General features: G+C 36.0%; 17 protein-coding genes. 8 read left to right on the forward strand and 9 right to left on the reverse strand.

Going from position 1 to position 16,436, the window contains the following annotated elements; translation table 11 throughout:
- The first annotated feature begins 154 nt into the window (after window positions 1-154).
- On the forward strand, window positions 155-1,312 hold the full coding sequence (gene xylR / locus AC1DEF_RS10645; protein ID WP_255255756.1) for a transcriptional repressor XylR: 1,158 nt from the start codon (window positions 155-157) through the stop codon (window positions 1,310-1,312).
- Between the two features lie 255 nt (window positions 1,313-1,567).
- Here xylR and AC1DEF_RS10650 read toward each other — a convergent pair whose 3' ends face one another.
- Window positions 1,568-2,464, reverse strand: a complete 897-nt coding sequence (locus tag AC1DEF_RS10650) for a TetR/AcrR family transcriptional regulator (protein WP_318331270.1) — start codon at window positions 2,462-2,464, stop codon at window positions 1,568-1,570.
- A 267-nt stretch (window positions 2,465-2,731) separates the two neighbouring features.
- Here AC1DEF_RS10650 and AC1DEF_RS10655 point away from each other — a divergent pair, with 267 nt between their 5' ends.
- Entirely contained in the window at window positions 2,732-3,964 is a 1,233-nt protein-coding gene (locus tag AC1DEF_RS10655; RefSeq protein ID WP_318331269.1) for a cytochrome P450, read from the forward strand.
- Window positions 3,965-4,142: 178 nt separating this feature from the next.
- On the opposite strand, the gene AC1DEF_RS10660 is transcribed toward AC1DEF_RS10655, so the two are convergent.
- Window positions 4,143-4,607: a hypothetical protein gene (locus tag AC1DEF_RS10660; RefSeq protein ID WP_097823692.1), complete on the reverse strand. Its 465-nt coding sequence runs from the start codon at window positions 4,605-4,607 to the stop codon at window positions 4,143-4,145.
- A gap of 246 nt (window positions 4,608-4,853) precedes the next feature.
- Between AC1DEF_RS10660 and AC1DEF_RS10665 the strand changes: the two genes are divergently transcribed.
- Both AC1DEF_RS10665 and AC1DEF_RS10670 read left to right on the forward strand, forming a co-directional pair.
- On the forward strand, window positions 4,854-5,276 hold the full coding sequence (locus AC1DEF_RS10665) for a CBS domain-containing protein (protein WP_013056563.1): 423 nt from the start codon (window positions 4,854-4,856) through the stop codon (window positions 5,274-5,276).
- Window positions 5,277-5,341: 65 nt separating this feature from the next.
- Window positions 5,342-5,467 (forward strand): hypothetical protein, encoded by a 126-nt coding sequence (locus AC1DEF_RS10670; RefSeq protein WP_013056562.1) that lies wholly within the window; start codon window positions 5,342-5,344, stop codon window positions 5,465-5,467.
- Window positions 5,468-5,529: 62 nt separating this feature from the next.
- Here AC1DEF_RS10670 and AC1DEF_RS10675 read toward each other — a convergent pair whose 3' ends face one another.
- Entirely contained in the window at window positions 5,530-6,585 is a 1,056-nt protein-coding gene (locus AC1DEF_RS10675) for an aldose epimerase family protein (RefSeq protein WP_097823693.1), read from the reverse strand.
- 189 nt (window positions 6,586-6,774) lie between these two features.
- Entirely contained in the window at window positions 6,775-7,299 is a 525-nt protein-coding gene (locus tag AC1DEF_RS10680) for a DinB family protein (protein ID WP_097823694.1), read from the reverse strand.
- Window positions 7,300-7,599: 300 nt separating this feature from the next.
- Here AC1DEF_RS10680 and AC1DEF_RS10685 point away from each other — a divergent pair, with 300 nt between their 5' ends.
- Window positions 7,600-8,493: a hypothetical protein gene (locus AC1DEF_RS10685; RefSeq protein WP_097823695.1), complete on the forward strand. Its 894-nt coding sequence runs from the start codon at window positions 7,600-7,602 to the stop codon at window positions 8,491-8,493.
- A 63-nt stretch (window positions 8,494-8,556) separates the two neighbouring features.
- Here the strand turns inward: AC1DEF_RS10685 and fsa are convergent, their stop codons facing one another.
- Entirely contained in the window at window positions 8,557-9,225 is a 669-nt protein-coding gene (gene fsa, locus AC1DEF_RS10690) for a fructose-6-phosphate aldolase (RefSeq protein ID WP_013082751.1), read from the reverse strand.
- Between the two features lie 60 nt (window positions 9,226-9,285).
- Window positions 9,286-9,795, reverse strand: coding sequence for a hypothetical protein (locus tag AC1DEF_RS10695; protein WP_097823696.1), 510 nt, complete (start codon window positions 9,793-9,795; stop codon window positions 9,286-9,288).
- A gap of 492 nt (window positions 9,796-10,287) precedes the next feature.
- On the opposite strand from AC1DEF_RS10695, the gene AC1DEF_RS10700 reads away from it, so the two are divergent.
- Complete coding sequence (locus AC1DEF_RS10700) at window positions 10,288-10,584, forward strand: hypothetical protein (RefSeq protein WP_013082749.1); 297 nt, start codon at window positions 10,288-10,290, stop codon at window positions 10,582-10,584.
- Window positions 10,585-10,690: 106 nt separating this feature from the next.
- Here AC1DEF_RS10700 and AC1DEF_RS10705 read toward each other — a convergent pair whose 3' ends face one another.
- Window positions 10,691-12,142 (reverse strand): NADP-dependent glyceraldehyde-3-phosphate dehydrogenase, encoded by a 1,452-nt coding sequence (locus AC1DEF_RS10705; RefSeq protein ID WP_097823697.1) that lies wholly within the window; start codon window positions 12,140-12,142, stop codon window positions 10,691-10,693.
- A gap of 512 nt (window positions 12,143-12,654) precedes the next feature.
- Between AC1DEF_RS10705 and AC1DEF_RS10710 the strand changes: the two genes are divergently transcribed.
- The gene (locus tag AC1DEF_RS10710; protein WP_013082747.1) at window positions 12,655-12,795 is read left to right on the forward strand and encodes a hypothetical protein; all 141 of its coding nucleotides are present in this window, start codon (window positions 12,655-12,657) and stop codon (window positions 12,793-12,795) included.
- A gap of 492 nt (window positions 12,796-13,287) precedes the next feature.
- On the forward strand, window positions 13,288-13,443 hold the full coding sequence (locus tag AC1DEF_RS10715) for an aspartyl-phosphate phosphatase Spo0E family protein (protein WP_016763750.1): 156 nt from the start codon (window positions 13,288-13,290) through the stop codon (window positions 13,441-13,443).
- A gap of 135 nt (window positions 13,444-13,578) precedes the next feature.
- Here the strand turns inward: AC1DEF_RS10715 and AC1DEF_RS10720 are convergent, their stop codons facing one another.
- Both AC1DEF_RS10720 and AC1DEF_RS10725 read right to left on the reverse strand, forming a co-directional pair.
- A complete protein-coding gene (locus AC1DEF_RS10720) occupies window positions 13,579-14,547 on the reverse strand; it encodes an extracellular catalytic domain type 1 short-chain-length polyhydroxyalkanoate depolymerase (RefSeq protein WP_097823698.1) in 969 nt (322 codons plus the stop codon).
- Between the two features lie 472 nt (window positions 14,548-15,019).
- On the reverse strand, window positions 15,020-16,366 hold the full coding sequence (locus AC1DEF_RS10725) for an MFS transporter (RefSeq protein ID WP_097823699.1): 1,347 nt from the start codon (window positions 16,364-16,366) through the stop codon (window positions 15,020-15,022).
- Between the last annotated feature and the right edge of the window lie 70 nt (window positions 16,367-16,436).

Below are 16,436 nucleotides of genomic sequence, written 5' to 3' on the forward strand. Positions count from 1 at the left end.
CTAACTTTATTTCATCATATACAAAATAAATGTTTATTTCAATGTTTTTTTTAGAAAATTTAGTTATAATATTAGATATGATACTTTTAAATATCTAATTTAAGCTTCAAAAAACACCAACTTAGTTCGATAGATAAACAAAGGAGTGGTTATTATTCAAATTGCAGATCAAGCTTTAGTAAAAAAAATGAATCAAAAATTAATATTAGATGAAATTTTAAAGAACTCCCCTATCTCCAGGGCAACTCTCTCTGAGATTACAGGATTAAACAAGTCTACTGTCTCCTCTCAAGTAAATACACTGCTTGAAAAAGATTTTATTTTTGAAATTGGGGCAGGGCAATCCAGAGGCGGCAGAAGACCTGTAATGCTTGTTTTTAATAAAAATGCAGGCTACTCGATCGGTATCGATATAGGAGTCGACTATCTTAATGGAATTCTAACCGACTTAGAAGGAAATATTATTCTCGAGAAGACTTCTGACTTGTCTAGTTCTTCCGCTAGTGAAGTAAAAGAGATTTTATTTGCACTTATTCATGGTTTTGTAACCCATATGCCTGAGTCCCCTTATGGTCTAGTGGGAATAGGGATTTGTGTTCCAGGTCTTGTAGATCGTCATCAGCAAATTATTTTTATGCCTAACTTAAATTGGAATATCAAAGATTTGCAGTTTTTAATTGAGAGTGAGTTTAATGTTCCGGTTTTTGTTGAAAATGAAGCTAATGCAGGAGCATACGGTGAAAAAGTGTTTGGTATGACAAAAAACTACGAAAACATCGTTTACATCAGTATTAATGTCGGAATTGGAACTGGACTTGTTATTAACAACGAATTGTATAAAGGTGTTCAGGGTTTTTCTGGGGAAATGGGTCATATGACGATAGATTTTAATGGCCCAAAATGTAGCTGTGGAAATCGAGGCTGTTGGGAATTATATGCTTCTGAAAAAGCATTACTGGCTTCGCTCTCTCAAAAAGATAAGAATATTTCTCGAAAAGAGATTGTGGAACGCGCAAATAAAAATGATGTAGAAATGTTAAATGCACTTCAAAACTTTGGCTTTTATATTGGGATTGGATTAACCAATATTCTTAATACATTTGATGTAGAAGCTGTTATCTTGAGAAATCATATAATTGAATCTCATCCCATTGTTTTAAATACAATTAAAAACGAAGTTTCTTCTAGAGTCCATTCTCATTTAGACAATAAATGTGAACTATTGCCTTCTTCGTTAGGAAAAAATGCACCTGCTTTAGGAGCTGTTTCCATCGTTGTTGATTCTTTCTTAAGTGTTACCCCTATAAGTTAGTTAAGTGAATGCAAAGGTTAGTAAACTATATCACGTTTGATTTTAAGAATGAAGGAGCTATTTTCTATCAAAGGGAAAGAATTTAAACAGTTTTAACAAGAGTATTATGTCTGTCTCCACCCTCACCTTTTTCATCCCATGCAGCCAGTCACCTATCATAACGGCAACTGGCTGCTTATATGTTTTATAGGTAACCTTCTCTTTCTTAGACGGCGCAGAGCCTTGACTGTTAGTTTAGCTCATGTGCTTTTTAAATTATGAAGCATGTCTTGTCAGAGTAGTTACGACTTCCTTATATTCCTCTAACTCTTTGGTCTGTGCGAGAGTATTGATTTTCTCTAGCGATAAAAGAGAGCTCTGAATAATAAATGTGCGAGGCTCCGTATCATTTTGCAGTAATTCATCAGATATAAACGTCACAAATTCAAGACTCTTCTTTTGTTCCTCTTCATTTGTTAGTTTATTTTCAATCACCCGTTTTAACTTCGCGGTTACGCGCGTAAGCTCAGTCGAAAAATGACTTTCTGTTTTCTCATTAAATACCGCAGAGTAAACGGAAGGATTAAATAACTGTTCTTTTTGTTCTGCTACTTCGATTACGATCTCCTCTATACGCTTCATACAATAACGGACAATTTGTTCAATAGGCAATGGATAGTTTAGTGCTTTATTCATTTTAAATATATTGTTAAGCATTCCTTCTAGCAGCACAGCTCCATCAAATAAATAAGGAAAAGTCTTAGACGGGAAAATCTGCTGCAAACGTTCATATATCCAGTTGAATGTTGCTGTTTTTAACTCCTCTATATATTGAAATGTTTTGATCTCATTTAAAACGAGTGTACTTTCAATCATTTCAGGAATTTTGTTTTGCTCTGCAAAGTTCAGCATAAAAATTATCTGTTCTTCAAATACCTTCTGATTGTCTCCTTTATATTCAATGGCTACTTTTTCTCTTTGTAGAATAAGTGATTCTTGTAAAGACGAAAGTAATGAGAGAAGCAGTTCGCTTTTAGATGAAAAATATTTATAAAATGTTCCTTTTGAAATACCGCTTCTTTCTAATATATCTTGTACCGAAGTGTCTACGTATCCTTTTTCCATAAAAAGCTGGTGCGTATGCCCTAAAATATCGAGCTGTTTTTGATTCATTGCTGCTACTCCTCTGTTTACAATTTACTTTTTATTTAGTATAACTTATCTGCCTTTTCCTACGTGAATTTTATCCTTTTTCCTTGATAAACAAATAAAAATAATTATATACTATTAGTACATTTTTATACATATAGTATAAAAATGTACTAATAGTATAGGTTAATTAAACAAAGCAATTATTTATCTAGCAAGTGACAACTACTAAGCGCTATGTAGCTAGTAAATTCCAAATTTATACCTATTCTGAAGGAGGAATAAGATCATATGAACAAAGAAGTCATTCCCGTTACAGAAATTCCAAAATTCCAATCACGTGCAGAAGAGTTTTTCCCTATCCAATGGTATAAAGAAATGCTGAACAACCACCCTGTTTATTTTCATGAAGAAACAAACACATGGAATGTATTCCAATACGACCATGTTAAACAAGTCTTGAGCAACTACGAATTCTTTTCAAGCGATGGACAAAGAACCACTATTTTTGTTGGAGATAATAGTAAGAAAAAAAGCACATCTCCAATTACCAATCTTACAAACTTAGATCCTCCTGACCACCGGAAAGCGCGATCTTTGCTTGCTGCAGCCTTTACTCCTCGCAGTTTAAAGAACTGGGAACCGCGAATCAAACAAATTGCAGCAGACCTGGTACAAGCCATACAAAAGAATTCAACTATTAATATTGTTGACGATTTATCTTCTCCTTTTCCTAGTTTAGTTATAGCAGATTTATTCGGTGTACCGGTAAAAGACCAATATCAGTTCAAAAAATGGGTAGATATTCTGTTTCAGCCTTATGACCAAGAAAGATTAGAAGAGATTGAACAAGAAAAGCAGCGTGCAGGAGCTGAATATTTTCAATACCTCTACCCGATTGTCATTGAAAAGCGCTCCAACCTTTCTGATGATATTATCTCAGACTTAATTCAAGCTGAAGTTGATGGTGAAACATTCACAGATGAAGAAATTGTACACGCTACCATGCTGCTTTTGGGTGCAGGAGTTGAAACCACAAGTCACGCCATTGCAAATATGTTTTATTCTTTTTTATATGACGACGAGTCGTTATACAGCGAGCTGAGAAACAATAGAGAATTAGCTCCAAAAGCAGTAGAAGAAATGCTTCGATATCGGTTTCACATCTCCAGACGAGATCGGACGGTTAAACAAGATAACGATTTATTAGGCGTTAAGCTAAAAAAAGGAGATGTCGTTATTGCGTGGATGAGTGCATGTAATATGGATGAGAATATGTTTGAAAACCCTTTTTCTGTAGACATTCACCGCCAAACTAATAAAAAACACTTAACGTTTGGAAACGGACCTCATTTTTGTTTGGGCGCCCCTCTTGCCCGACTTGAAATGAAAATCATATTAGAAGCATTTTTAGAGGCCTTTTCTCATATCGAACCATTTGAAAATTTTGAATTAGAATCGCATTTAACTTCTTCAGCTACGGGGCAATCTTTAACGTATTTGCCGATGAAGGTGTACAGATAAAGTTTATGTGCATGACAAAGCAGAGAAACGTGAAAGAGGTTTATCTTCTCTCATGTTTCTCTTTTCTTTTATTATCTCGTTTAACTACTTATGTACGAAGTTTAGGAGGGCTTTAATACGATTTAAAGCTGACAGTACCGAAATATAAGTGGCGATGAGCTGGTTAACGAAATATCAGCTATTGCCTTCTCTGCCTTAAAGCATCTTCTATAAAATGCTGATACAAATAATTAATAAGAGCAGTCGCAATCGAGATGATAAAAAGTTGAAAACGCGTCATGTTGACCATTTTGTATACCTTTAGTTTTTCTGCCAGACTCGTCAAAGGATAAGCAAATAGATAATCAAATAGAACGTTAATCAGCAAATATTTTTTAAAATTTCCATAGGTCAGCTTGAATACCCAAAAATCAGCTACAAAAAATGGGCCAAAGATAAAAGATATATCGCTTGCAAGTTTAGGAAAAAGAGGTTTTCTCACTTTCCACCAAGTAAAGCTTTTAGATAACTCACTGATAAAAGCAATAACCAATGAACTAAACGTTAAAACAGGTAGGTATCTTTTAAAGACAAATTTATCAACTTTTACTATAGACAGCCAAGGCAATAAAAGTACTGCCAAAAGCGTTAACTTTCCTTTCATTATGTACCCAACTCCTGCCGTTACGAAAATGTAAGCTAGATCATATCCTCTTTAGTTTGTGTAATAGGCTCTTTTTTATGTGCTTATTACACTGCGTTAGTTCTTTTATTCGCCTTTTGTTACAAAATTTTTTCCTTTCTTTATTTTAATCCTGTACTTTTTTGCTTTTAGGAAATTATTGATTCTCATATTCTGCATGTGCATGGAGAAAATACGGAAGTGAATGTTTAAAAGGAGGAAATAAAAATGACTACAGTACGTGAAGTTATGACTAAAGATGTGAAAGCTTGTGCACCGCACGACCCAGTAACAGCAGCTGCAAAATTAATGCGTGATATTAATTGTGGTTCTGTGCCGGTGTGTCAAGAAAATCGAGTAATGGGAATGATCACAGACCGTGATATCGTGTTAAATTGCGTGGCGGATGGAAAAGATTGCAACACTGTGCATTGCCATGATTGTATGACTAAAGATGTAATTACGTGTTCTCCGGATACGGATATTCACGAGTGTGCACGTATGATGGCTGACCATCAAATTCGCCGCATTATTGTAGTGGAGAATAATAATATGGTTGGAATCTGTGCAATCGGCGACCTTGCGACAGTGAACGTATATGTTGATGAAGCCGGTGCAGCATTAAGCGAAATTTCTAATCAAGTTCATTAAAACTTTTCAGCATATAAATCCTTAATGCTTGTACAAAATAGCCCTGTCTGCAAGGAGGTGCTAATATGCCAAATTTAAACGATAACAAATTTAAAAAGATTCAGTCTGAGAGTCAAAAGCAAGGAAAGTCTCAAGAAGAATATGCGGCTGAGCTTGACGCTAATCGTGCAAAAAGCCAAAAGAAAAAGTAACACTAAAAAAGGATTACAATCGGCAGAGGCTCGTTTGTAATCCTTTTTATCATCCCGTTTTGTTACAGGCTGCGATCAGTTATAAATGTATAGTGAGTATGCGCTTCATACTTCTCACCTGGCTTTAATACACAAGAAGGAAAATGCTGATGATGAATAGCGTCCGGTAAACCTTGTGTTTCTAGGCAAACACCGAGGTATTTCTCTGAGTGAACTCCTCTAATTTCGAATTCTTCGTCTAGATGATTTCCCGTATAGAGAACGACTGAAGGCTGATCCGTTTTGACTTCTATTTTGCGGCCGCTTGCAGGATCAAATAATGACATCTGATTTTCAGCTTCTGCTTCTAAAAGAAATGGATGATCGTATCCTTTACCCACTAATATATTTTGCGGATGTGTGGATTCCACTCCTTCCTTGAGACTATGTCCTTCTCTAAAATCAAATGGGGTATCTGTGACGTTTAACACTTCTCCAGTAGGTAAAAGATCATTATTCAACTCTAAGAATTCGTTACTTTTCAGCTTCAAAACATGATCCAAGACCGTTTCTTTTAGATTTCCGCTTAAATTGAAATACGTATGATTTGTTAAATTGATAAGAGTGTCTTGATCTGTTGTTCCTTCATAAAAAATATAGAACTCATTTTTATTCGTTAATGTATACGTAACTTTCACTTCAAGGTTGCCGGGATACCCTTCTTCTCCGTCTCTACTTACATATGTAAATTCAACACCTACATGATCAGTTGTCTCAATAGTTTTGGCATTCCATATTTTGTGACTGAATCCTTCTGATCCGCCATGCAGATGGTTGTTTCCTTCATTTTTCTCTAGACGGTAGGTTTCATTATTAAGCTCAAACGCTGCTCCGCCTATACGCCCTGCTACGCGTCCGACCACAGCTCCGAAATAAGGAGAATACTTTTGGTATTCTTCTATTGAATCAAATCCCAATACAACACTTTCAATCTTCCCTTCAGAATCCGGCATTTCAATATTTGATATCACACACCCATAGTCAAGGCAGGTGATTTTAAGGCCTTCATCATTTAATAAGGTATAAGCATGTACAGCTTGATTGTTTAGTTCGCCAAATTTCTCTGAGTTCACTTTCACTTTTAATCAGTCCAATCCTCTTTTTATTCGTAAATTGCTTAACGGACCCTACATGTTATAAACATCGGATATGTTGTTATAGTTCCCTCTGCAATCCTTCCTGAATCTTCATTATTCTCATTTTATTGTAATCGTGTACATTTCTTAATTCAAGCTTGAATGATAAAGGCTGGCCACTGTGTGTCATTGCTATTTCTTTAGTATTCCTAAGTATTCTTCCCAAGGTCCTACATCTTCTCTATATCGTTCTGCCATTACTCGAACAATTTGCGCAATATGGGTTAAATCATGAGCAACCCAAGTCGAGAGCAGCTCTCTGACTTTTACTTCCCCAAACTCAGGGTGTTCTCCTCTCACTTCAAGGTGTTTTTCATGCTTAACTAGCAGCTTTAGTTGATGTAAATTCTGTATTCTTACCTTTTTGAATTCAAGAAGCTTCTCTTCAATAGAATTAGCAGATTCCTTGTTTAAATGGGCATAGCGGTCAAACGGAGGAAAAGCTCCCTCTTTTCCTTTTTGAAGGATAAATTCTAGCCTTGGTATCCAATTGTTTTTTTCTGCTTCTATTAAATGTTCTATGACTTCGGAGGTATTCCACGTTCCTTCTCCTTCATTGCATTGCAGCCATCCTGCAGATAGACCAGACAAAAGTTTTTCAAGCGTTTGTGGCGTATTCTCAAGTATTTCAATCGCTTCTTTTAAATTAAAATTCATATCAATTCCCCTTTCTCAACGTAATGATACTGAGCTGTCAGTTATGTAAATCCTTTAGAGATTATAGTCAATTTTACCATAATTCGCTTCTATTAAAGGAGCCAACTATTTTTCTAATTCCTTTTATGATGACTAAAATAAAACAGGAACATACGTTTGGTTTTTCTCTAAAAATATGATAAAATATATATAGGCTAAAACGCAGTGAGTATCAGTCTGAATAGACACTGCTCATTCGTAAAATAGATTGCTAGCAACTTTTCATCTTGAGCTTTCCGCGTGAATTGGAGTGAGACAACAGTGAGTAAAAATCAAAAACGATGGACAAAAGAAGAAGATAGATTTCTTATCCAACACTATGGCGCTATGACGCTTCAAGAGATGGGTAAGTATTTACATAGAAGCAAGGAATCGGTTAATAAACGACTTACTCGATTAAATCTTCGTGCTTCGGATACAGCTTTACGTAAAAAATGGACGCTTGAACAAGATGCTTTTTTGCAGGAGAACATTGATATCATGAATAACCGTGAAATGGCACATTCCTTAGGCAGGAGTCCTTCTTCTATTGCTACGCGCATAAAAGTTTTGGGACTAACACGAAAAACGGCGATGCGAAGATGGACAGTACAAGAAGACGAATATTTGCTAAGGTATTACGGGGTAAAACCTCTTTCACACATATCAGCTAAATTACAGCGAAGTGTGCAAGCGCTAGAATCGAGGTTGAACCGTTTAGAAGTGTATGGAGCCAAAGCACACGTAGGACATATTACAGCGTGTGAACTAGCAGCCTGCCTTGAAGTAGATGTTCATACAATTTACAAGTGGATTCATAAAGAGAATCTATCGTACAAAATGATCATCGCCAAGACCAGAACATTTATGGGAATTGACATTCAATCTTTTTGGAAGTGGGCTGAACAAAATAAATCGTGCCTTAACTTTTTTAAAATACCTAAAAATACGCTTATTCCAGAACCAGCGTGGGTGAATGAACAAAGAAAACTAGACTATGTAAAGCGCCCTAAATACGAGCATAAAAAGTGGACAGCAGAAGAAGATGCCAGATTGTGGCGTATGTTTTATCAGGAAAAGCGCAATCAGCAAGAAATTGGACAGCTGCTTGGGCGTTCGAGAAATAGCGTGCAGCGACGCTTAGAGCGTTTACGTAAAAAGAAACTAGTTAGTTAAACGATAAAAAGCTTGGAATAAGCTATGCTTACTCCAAGCTTTTTTTATTGATATGACTTTTTGTTAAGCTTTAACTGCTTTTTCCCAATCTGCTGCAAATTTTTCCATTCCTTGGTCAGTTAACGGATGTTTTGCTAATTGCTCAATAACAGCGTATGGAATTGTGGCAATATGAGCTCCTGCAAGTGCTACACGCGTTACATGATCCGGATGTCTTACAGATGCCGCAATAATTTGAGAGTCGATGTTTTGAACGCGGAATAACTCAGCAATTTTAGATACCAGCTGTACTCCGTCTTCTGAAATATCATCAAGACGTCCTAAAAATGGAGAAACATACGTCGCTCCAGCACGAGCTGCTAAAAGCGCTTGGTTTACTGTAAAGATCAGGGTTACATTTGTTTTTACGCCTTTTTTAGCAAGGTAGCGCGTCGCTTCCAAACCAGCTAATGTCATAGGCAGCTTAATCGTAATGTTTTTATCTCCGTCGTTAATTTTAATCAGTTCTTCAGCTTGAGCAATCATGTCTTCAGCAGAAAGTGCGTCAGGCGTTACCTCAGCGGAAACGGATTCAACTTCCGGTACCATTTGAAGAATTTCTTCGATGCGGTCTTCAAATCTTACGCCTTCTTTTGCTACCAAAGATGGATTGGTTGTCACACCAGCTAGAACACCTACTTTGTATGCTTTCTTAATATCCTCAAGGTTTGCTGTATCAATAAAAAATTTCATCTCACTATTCCTCCTTATTGTTATACATCAATCTGCATTTCAACTTGCGAGAACTATAGTCTAGCCAATTTGCTGAAGGGCATATAGATTTTCTATAGAAGCGTTTTCAATCTCTTTTGCAGTTAATACCTTTAATTTTTCTAAAAATTGTATAGCGTCCACTCGGTCTTCAATATCTTCTTCTGTACGAATATTCTCCGTTTTAATCTGATGGATACATTCGTTGATGACTTCTTTGTACGCATTCGTTTGGATAAACCATTCTGCTAACAGCGTTTTTGTTGCTTCTCTTTCTTCTTCACTTTTAACTGCAAACAAACTCTCTGTTTCCGTTTCACTCAGCATAAGGCTGTTAAAATCGTGATTCATACAAAGCCAAAAATAACCTTTTTGGCTATCGTAATACTTTCCTTCTCTTAAAAGAAAATACTTGATTCCAAATTTAATTTTATGAGATTGGTTCTCTGAACTCGGCATATGAATTTCTTTTATTTCTACGCTTTCTGATACATCCAGATAGGTTTCTAAACCGTACTTTGTATTCACTACTTTTGCATCCAATATGTCCATCCTCATTCTCCTTTTCTCAAGTTCTATTTATTTTTATAAAAAAACAGAGGTCTGATTTTATGTAATAACGAATCCAGTTTTTGTGGATGTTTTTCTTAACCAACCGACATGTTTTACTGTTTACGCTTTCATTATATATCAGATTATTCGAAAAATCACCAAAAACAATCAAATTCATTCAAAAAAAGTCATAAAATCGTAAAAAATAGTCAAAAAAGGTCATTATTCATTAAAAATAGATGTACTTTTATGTTAATTGCGTGCTTCAATGTTTCTTAAGGGAATTACCTTTTCCAAAAAAACGACTTTTATTACATACCCTCTCTGGAAAAATATACTCATTCGTTTCACCGTTTTTTCACTTTAACATGATATCCTGTAGTATACTTTTGTTTCACGTGCTAATTCCCATGAATTTTTGCTATTTAAGGTTATTCATTTTTATTAGTGGGAAAGTTACATAAATACAATACGTTATAGGGGGACTTTAACATGGATAAGAGAATTGAAACACTAAAAGAAAAGCTGCCTGATAATCATAAGGAGGTTGCTGTTCTGACCTCTCATATTTTTGATGCGCTTGATAAATTAACAACTGAACATCGCAGATATGTTGATATTTCGGCAGCAGCCAAAATAAAGCCGAATCCGGATGAAGAGAAAGCTTTTTTTGATACCATTTATCAAGTGAAAACACTCATTATGTCAGAGCTTGAAAAAACCGTTGAGGATATCGAGCATAAAGGTGATAAAAACTGGCATAAGAACTATAAAGATGGAATCGAGTGATAGGTAAATAAAACGTTTAAAAGCCTGTGCTTTTTGGAGCACAGGCTTTTTCCCATGAGATTCTCTACACTCTACTGGCTTGATTTGGAGAGCTCTTGGAATTCAATCATTGAAGATTTAATACCGTTACTTTTTCACGGGTCATGGATTCAATACTTTTACGAATGCCTTGAGCACCCATACCGGATCCTTTTACGCCGATAAAAGGAAAATGATCAGGACCGCGTTCCGTGCGGCCGTTGATTTGAACGGATCCGACTTCAATTTTATTTGCAATTGAGAAGGCTTTATTAATATCTTTTGTAAAAACGCTTGCTTGTAAGCCAAATTCTGATTCGTTTGCTATATCAACGGCTTCTTGATCAGAAGCGACGCGGATAATTGGTAACACAGGACCGAATGGTTCTTCCCATGCCACGCGCATAGTATCATTCACGTCATCTAAAAGCGTAGGATAGATAAGGTTTCCTTCACGCTGGTTTCCAGTCACAACTGTTGCACCTTTTCCTAGTGCATCTGCAATTAAAATCTGAATAAAGTCCGCTGCTTTGCTATCAATTAATGGAACGATCGTACATCCATCTTCAGGAGAACCGACTGATAGTTTATGTACTTCTTCTTTTAAAATATTTACGAGCTTGTTTGCCACTTTTTCATGCACAAGTACACGTTTAATAGCTGTACAGCGCTGACCGGAATAAGAAAATGCTCCGCTTATAATATGTTTTGCTGCTTCTTGTAAATCTGCATCTTCACATACAATACCCGGGTCTTTTCCTCCAAGTTCTAGTACAAGAGGAATCATGCCTGCCTTTTTAGCTAATTGAGTACCCGTATTTGTTCCCCCGGTAAATGAAATCATGTTAATGCCTTTATGTTCAACTAAATAATCCCCAATCACAGATCCGCGGCCCGTTACGACGTTTACAAGACCTTGTGGAATACCTGCTTGATGAAGAGCTTCAATCATCTTAATACCGCTGATCGCTCCTTGCGTTGCAGGTTTGAAGATAACTGCATTTCCTGAAATAAGCGCAGGCGCCAGTTTAGCAGCTGCTAAATTTACCGGATAATTAAAAGGAGGAATTGCGAGTACAACCCCTAAAGGCACGCGTTCAACAATAGCAACTTTAGACTTAGAACCGCCAGGAAAACTATCTCCCTTCATGCTTTCTCCGTTCATATGAAGGGCTTCTTCAACTGTATAGCGAATGAAATCTGCTGTGCGCACTACTTCATTCCTTGCATCTTTTAAGCTTTTTCCAACTTCCTTCATAATAATTTCGGCAATTTCACTCTGCATTCTTACCAGCTCATCCGCCCAGTTGTATAAATACTTGGCACGTTCTTGCAGAGAAATTTCTGTCCACCCTTTCTGAGCTTTTTGCGCGGCATGTACTGCTTCATCGACCTCTTCTTTTGTGATAGCCTGCACTTTTCCAATCACGTCATGACGGTATGGAGAAACAATGTCAATTGTCTGCCCTGATTTACTTTCTTTCCACTCACCGTTAAGATAAAAAGAATAAGTTGATACATTTAATACCGTTGTTGTCATAAAAAGTCCCCCTTAATAAAAGTGAAATTATTATCAAAATTTTCAGTCTTTTTTACGAATGAAAACTCTGTGAATATCTGAGCAAAAAGAATTCTAGATACATCCATTTCTATAACTTTTTATATCGCTTGTAACTTCCTTAAACTTGTTGCCTTTAAAGCAGCAGCTTTTCTCTTTTCGACTCAAAACCAAAGCATCATATAATTTAATGAATATTTTGTATTTTTAATATATATAAATTTCTTTCATTCGTACAATACAAAAAAGTTATCTCAACGATTAATAATGTTAATGATTTATGTCCCCCATACAAAAAAAATTTATGGCTTCCTACTTTTTTAGGGAAAATGGGAGTTTTAAGTTCCCTTGATTATATTTATTTTGAGGGAGATATTGAGGAGATGCACTACTCTTTTTGTTCTATGTGTTGAGAAAATAAAATAAGGGTATATAATAAATATAGGAAAATGAAGATAAAAGTAGAATATATATTCTAAAGGGAGGGATTTATTGTGATTGTTACTTTAGGTTTTGCGGCATCAATTATTGCTTTGTTTATGCTTTTTACTAATCGGACGTCCAATATCCCGGAAGAAATAATCCATGAAACCACAAATGTTAATAAAGAAGAGCAGTATATGTATTATATATAAAGCGTCTTAACAGACGCTTTTTTTGTTGCGCTTTTTACAAAGTCTATAGCGGTTAAAAACGGCCTTCACCTATCATTTATCTTTATTTGTCAGTACCTGATAGCCATAAATAGTGAAGCAGAAACTAATAAACGAAAAAAAGATATGTTTTGGCTTAAAGTTAACTAACTTAAATAAGTCCAATCTTATGTTAACATGCCTAAATATAATCGGATTATGCCTATATCCAAAAAAACGGATAAGCTATATTGCTCTGTGAGTTATTTACAACCGGTGGAACAATCACAATTAAGACATAGCATAGCTTCCAGCAAAACGTTTAAGAGCTAATTCTTTTTAAATGAAAATATCTGAATTCAAAATACGACAGACTTCGACACTATCTATTTGTTACTATATTTTTTAGGTTCTATTTTTAGATTGGAACCATTTTTACATAAATAATTCAATAATTTAAGCCTTTAAAATGACGTGGCAAGTGGAGGAAACTTAATGTGTTTCAAATGTAGACTACTGCTGATAAAGATAGAATTTATACGAAAAATGATGATGATGATTGCCCTAGAAGAAGGGTTTACAAGTAGTAATACGATTAAAATTAGTCAGGATCTAGATGTATTGTTAAATCGGTTTGAAGCTACTTGTTAAAAAATGTTCGTTGATAACAGAAAAAGGATCTTTCGATAAGATCCTTTTTTGCTGTTGGTAGACAATTATTTGTTTCAAAAAAATGAAGGCTGATGTTATTTAGCAGTACATCTTGATCGCGCGTTCATACTCTATTTAATCATTCTGTGCTTCAAAAAAGTCCCACATCATTTTTGAAGCATTAGGACCTTTTGAATCAGTATCTGATCCATTGTCGTTTCCTCCTGACCATGCATGCCCCATATCCTCTACCATAATTTTTTTCATCCAGATTTTTTTTTCTGCATCTATGTAGTCAGACATTATGTAGCTATAATGATTTTCGTTGTCTTGTGACGTATAAAAAGCAGCATTTTCATGTAGGTTTATACCGAAATTCTTATATGTATAAATCCACTGCTGAATTAATGTAGACGCATTAATTGGATTGACTGTTGTATCTGATTGACCATGAAACGTAATGACGGGAACAGGCCGTGCATAAGGTCCCATTTTTTTATAAGCTTCATCACCGTCAAGTTCAGGATTTAAAGAGCCGTATAGCATGACTTCTCCAGCTGTGATGAGGTCTACAGCATACGCATTACTGCCTGCTGAATGAATGCCTACCGCTTTAAATACATCAGGATAAGCAATAGCCATCACATTTGCCATAAAGCCTCCAGCTGACATACCAGCAAGATATATATTAGTAGAATCAATCGCGTATTTAGCGGTTATGTGATCAATCATATCTTTTATTATGTCTGGCTCTCCATTACCGCGAAACTGGTTATACTCATAAAACCAATTCCAGCACCCGTTGGAATTAGCAAAGTAATTCATTTGAGGATAGAGAACAATAAAGCCTTTTTCTTCCGCTAGTTTATTCATCTCCGTACCCGCCGCAAAATCATCTGCATCTTGTTGACATCCATGAAGCATAACGATTAATGGTACTTTGCTTAACCCAGTATATGTACTTGGAACATACACCTTGTAGGTAAAATAATCATCATAATTATACTCTTTCCAAATAGGTTGAAAGAACACGCTCTGTAATTCTATTAAAAACGTAGAAGCAGTTAAAACTGGGTTCGTAAAAAAGGAATATAAAGTATTCACGGAGTTTACCCTCTCTCTATTTCTGATGTATATACTCTTTATTTCGTTATATCACAAAATAATCCTTTTATTATGTAGCTGATCTTTTTATATGCCTCTAATTATTTTGTTCTTCATTCTTTAGTCGTACAAATTCATATACTAAGTTACGCTCTGCGTTGGATAACAGCTTTAGGTAATTTTATTAAACTTAGTATAACAACTAGCCAATCAAAAAATTTAAAAAAGGAGTGTTCATAATGACGAAAGCAAAGCCTAGTTTTAAACATTACTGGAATGAGATTATACGAGGACTTATTATCACCAAATAGTGTACAAATTCATAATGCAAAACTATAGAAAAAAGAATTCTATAGCAAGAACAGTCACTTAGTACGTTTAATACATGTATACGCGCGGAATACTAGAAAAGGACTGGCTATAAAAGCCCGTCCTTTTTTATGTTATCAAACAATTATTTATTTAACCAAAATTAAAAACTGATATTATTTGGCGGTACATTGTCTCCTTTGTCCTCTTTCTTGAGCTCAGATTCTATATATGAATCTTTAGAGGATTCTCCCATACGCCAATAAACAAGAAAGCTGATGGCAATACACCCTGCTACATAGAAAAAGAAAATTGATTCATGTCCAATACTTTTTAGCCATAGGGCGATAAATTCTGCTGTGCCTCCAAATATGGCAACTGTAAGTCCATACGGTAATCCTACACCAAGAGCTCGAATTTCTGTTGGGAAAAGCTCAGCTTTTACAATAGCGTTAATAGATGTATAGCCTGTTACAATGATAAGTCCAACTGTCATTAATAAAAAAGCCATGACTGGGTTATGTGCTTGTTTCATAAAAAGAAACAGCGGTACAGTCAATAATGTTCCTAAAATACCAAAGCTCATTAACAGCGGTCTGCGTCCAATTTTATCTGATAGCATACCTGCTATTGGCTGAATGACAACAAATACAAGCAGTGCACAGAAGTTAATCCAGCTTACGACCCCTTTATCTAGTCCTACACTGTTTACCATAAATTTTTGCAAATACGTCGTATACGTATAAAAAGCGACCGTTCCTCCTAGTGTTAAACCAATAACGGTCAACACTGCTTTAGGATGCTTCATAAGTGCTTTAATAGTTCCGGCATTTTCACGGCTTTCAGAGTCCATTTTAGAAAATTGCTCTGACTCATCCATTGTACGGCGCAGCCATAAAACGCTTAGCGCTCCGATGGCTCCAATGACAAAGGGAATACGCCAGCCCCATGAAATCATATCTGCTTCACTAAGAACGTTTTGCAGAATAATTTGAACACCTAATGCTACCAGCTGACCAGCAACAAGCGTCACATACTGAAAGCTTGAATAAAATCCTCTTCGCCCCCTGCTTGCCATTTCAGAAAGGTAAGTTGCAGAAGTTCCGTATTCTCCTCCTAAGGAGATTCCTTGCAGCAAACGCGCTAGTACTAGAATAATAGGAGATAATAACCCTATTGTGCCATAGCTAGGAGTACAGGCGATAATAAAAGAACCGCTCGCCATAATGGTAATAGATAAGGTAAGCGCAGCCCGACGACCATATCGATCCGCATAGCGTCCCATTAATAAACTTCCGATTGGACGCATTAAGAAACCGACGGCAAAGATTGCCGCTGTGTTAAGCAACTGACTTGTTGAATCACCTTCCGGGAAGAATTGCGATGAAAAATAGACGGCAAAAGCAGAGTAAACGTACCAATCGTACCATTCAATTAAGTTCCCAACAGATCCTTTAAAAATATTACTTGTAACACGCCTGTTGTTTGCAGCTTCACTGGTATGAGTCATGAGTGATCCCTCTTTTCTTTGAGTGTTTAATGTTGGTTCTCCTGTAACATGAAGTAGCAAGTAATTTACC

This window comes from Priestia sp. 10L35 (assembly GCF_056395685.1).

Coding starts and splice junctions, on each gene's coding strand:
- AC1DEF_RS10650 (WP_318331270.1), bottom strand. CDS start 2,464: ATGAATCAAAAACAGCTCGATATTTTAGGGCATACGCACCAGCTTTTT.
- AC1DEF_RS10655 (WP_318331269.1), top strand. CDS start 2,732: ATGAACAAAGAAGTCATTCCCGTTACAGAAATTCCAAAATTCCAATCA.
- AC1DEF_RS10660 (WP_097823692.1), bottom strand. CDS start 4,607: ATGAAAGGAAAGTTAACGCTTTTGGCAGTACTTTTATTGCCTTGGCTG.
- AC1DEF_RS10665 (WP_013056563.1), top strand. CDS start 4,854: ATGACTACAGTACGTGAAGTTATGACTAAAGATGTGAAAGCTTGTGCA.
- AC1DEF_RS10670 (WP_013056562.1), top strand. CDS start 5,342: ATGCCAAATTTAAACGATAACAAATTTAAAAAGATTCAGTCTGAGAGT.
- AC1DEF_RS10680 (WP_097823694.1), bottom strand. CDS start 7,299: ATGAATTTTAATTTAAAAGAAGCGATTGAAATACTTGAGAATACGCCA.
- fsa (WP_013082751.1), bottom strand. CDS start 9,225: ATGAAATTTTTTATTGATACAGCAAACCTTGAGGATATTAAGAAAGCA.
- AC1DEF_RS10695 (WP_097823696.1), bottom strand. CDS start 9,795: ATGGACATATTGGATGCAAAAGTAGTGAATACAAAGTACGGTTTAGAA.
- AC1DEF_RS10700 (WP_013082749.1), top strand. CDS start 10,288: ATGGATAAGAGAATTGAAACACTAAAAGAAAAGCTGCCTGATAATCAT.
- AC1DEF_RS10705 (WP_097823697.1), bottom strand. CDS start 12,142: ATGACAACAACGGTATTAAATGTATCAACTTATTCTTTTTATCTTAAC.
- AC1DEF_RS10715 (WP_016763750.1), top strand. CDS start 13,288: ATGTGTTTCAAATGTAGACTACTGCTGATAAAGATAGAATTTATACGA.
- AC1DEF_RS10725 (WP_097823699.1), bottom strand. CDS start 16,366: ATGACTCATACCAGTGAAGCTGCAAACAACAGGCGTGTTACAAGTAAT.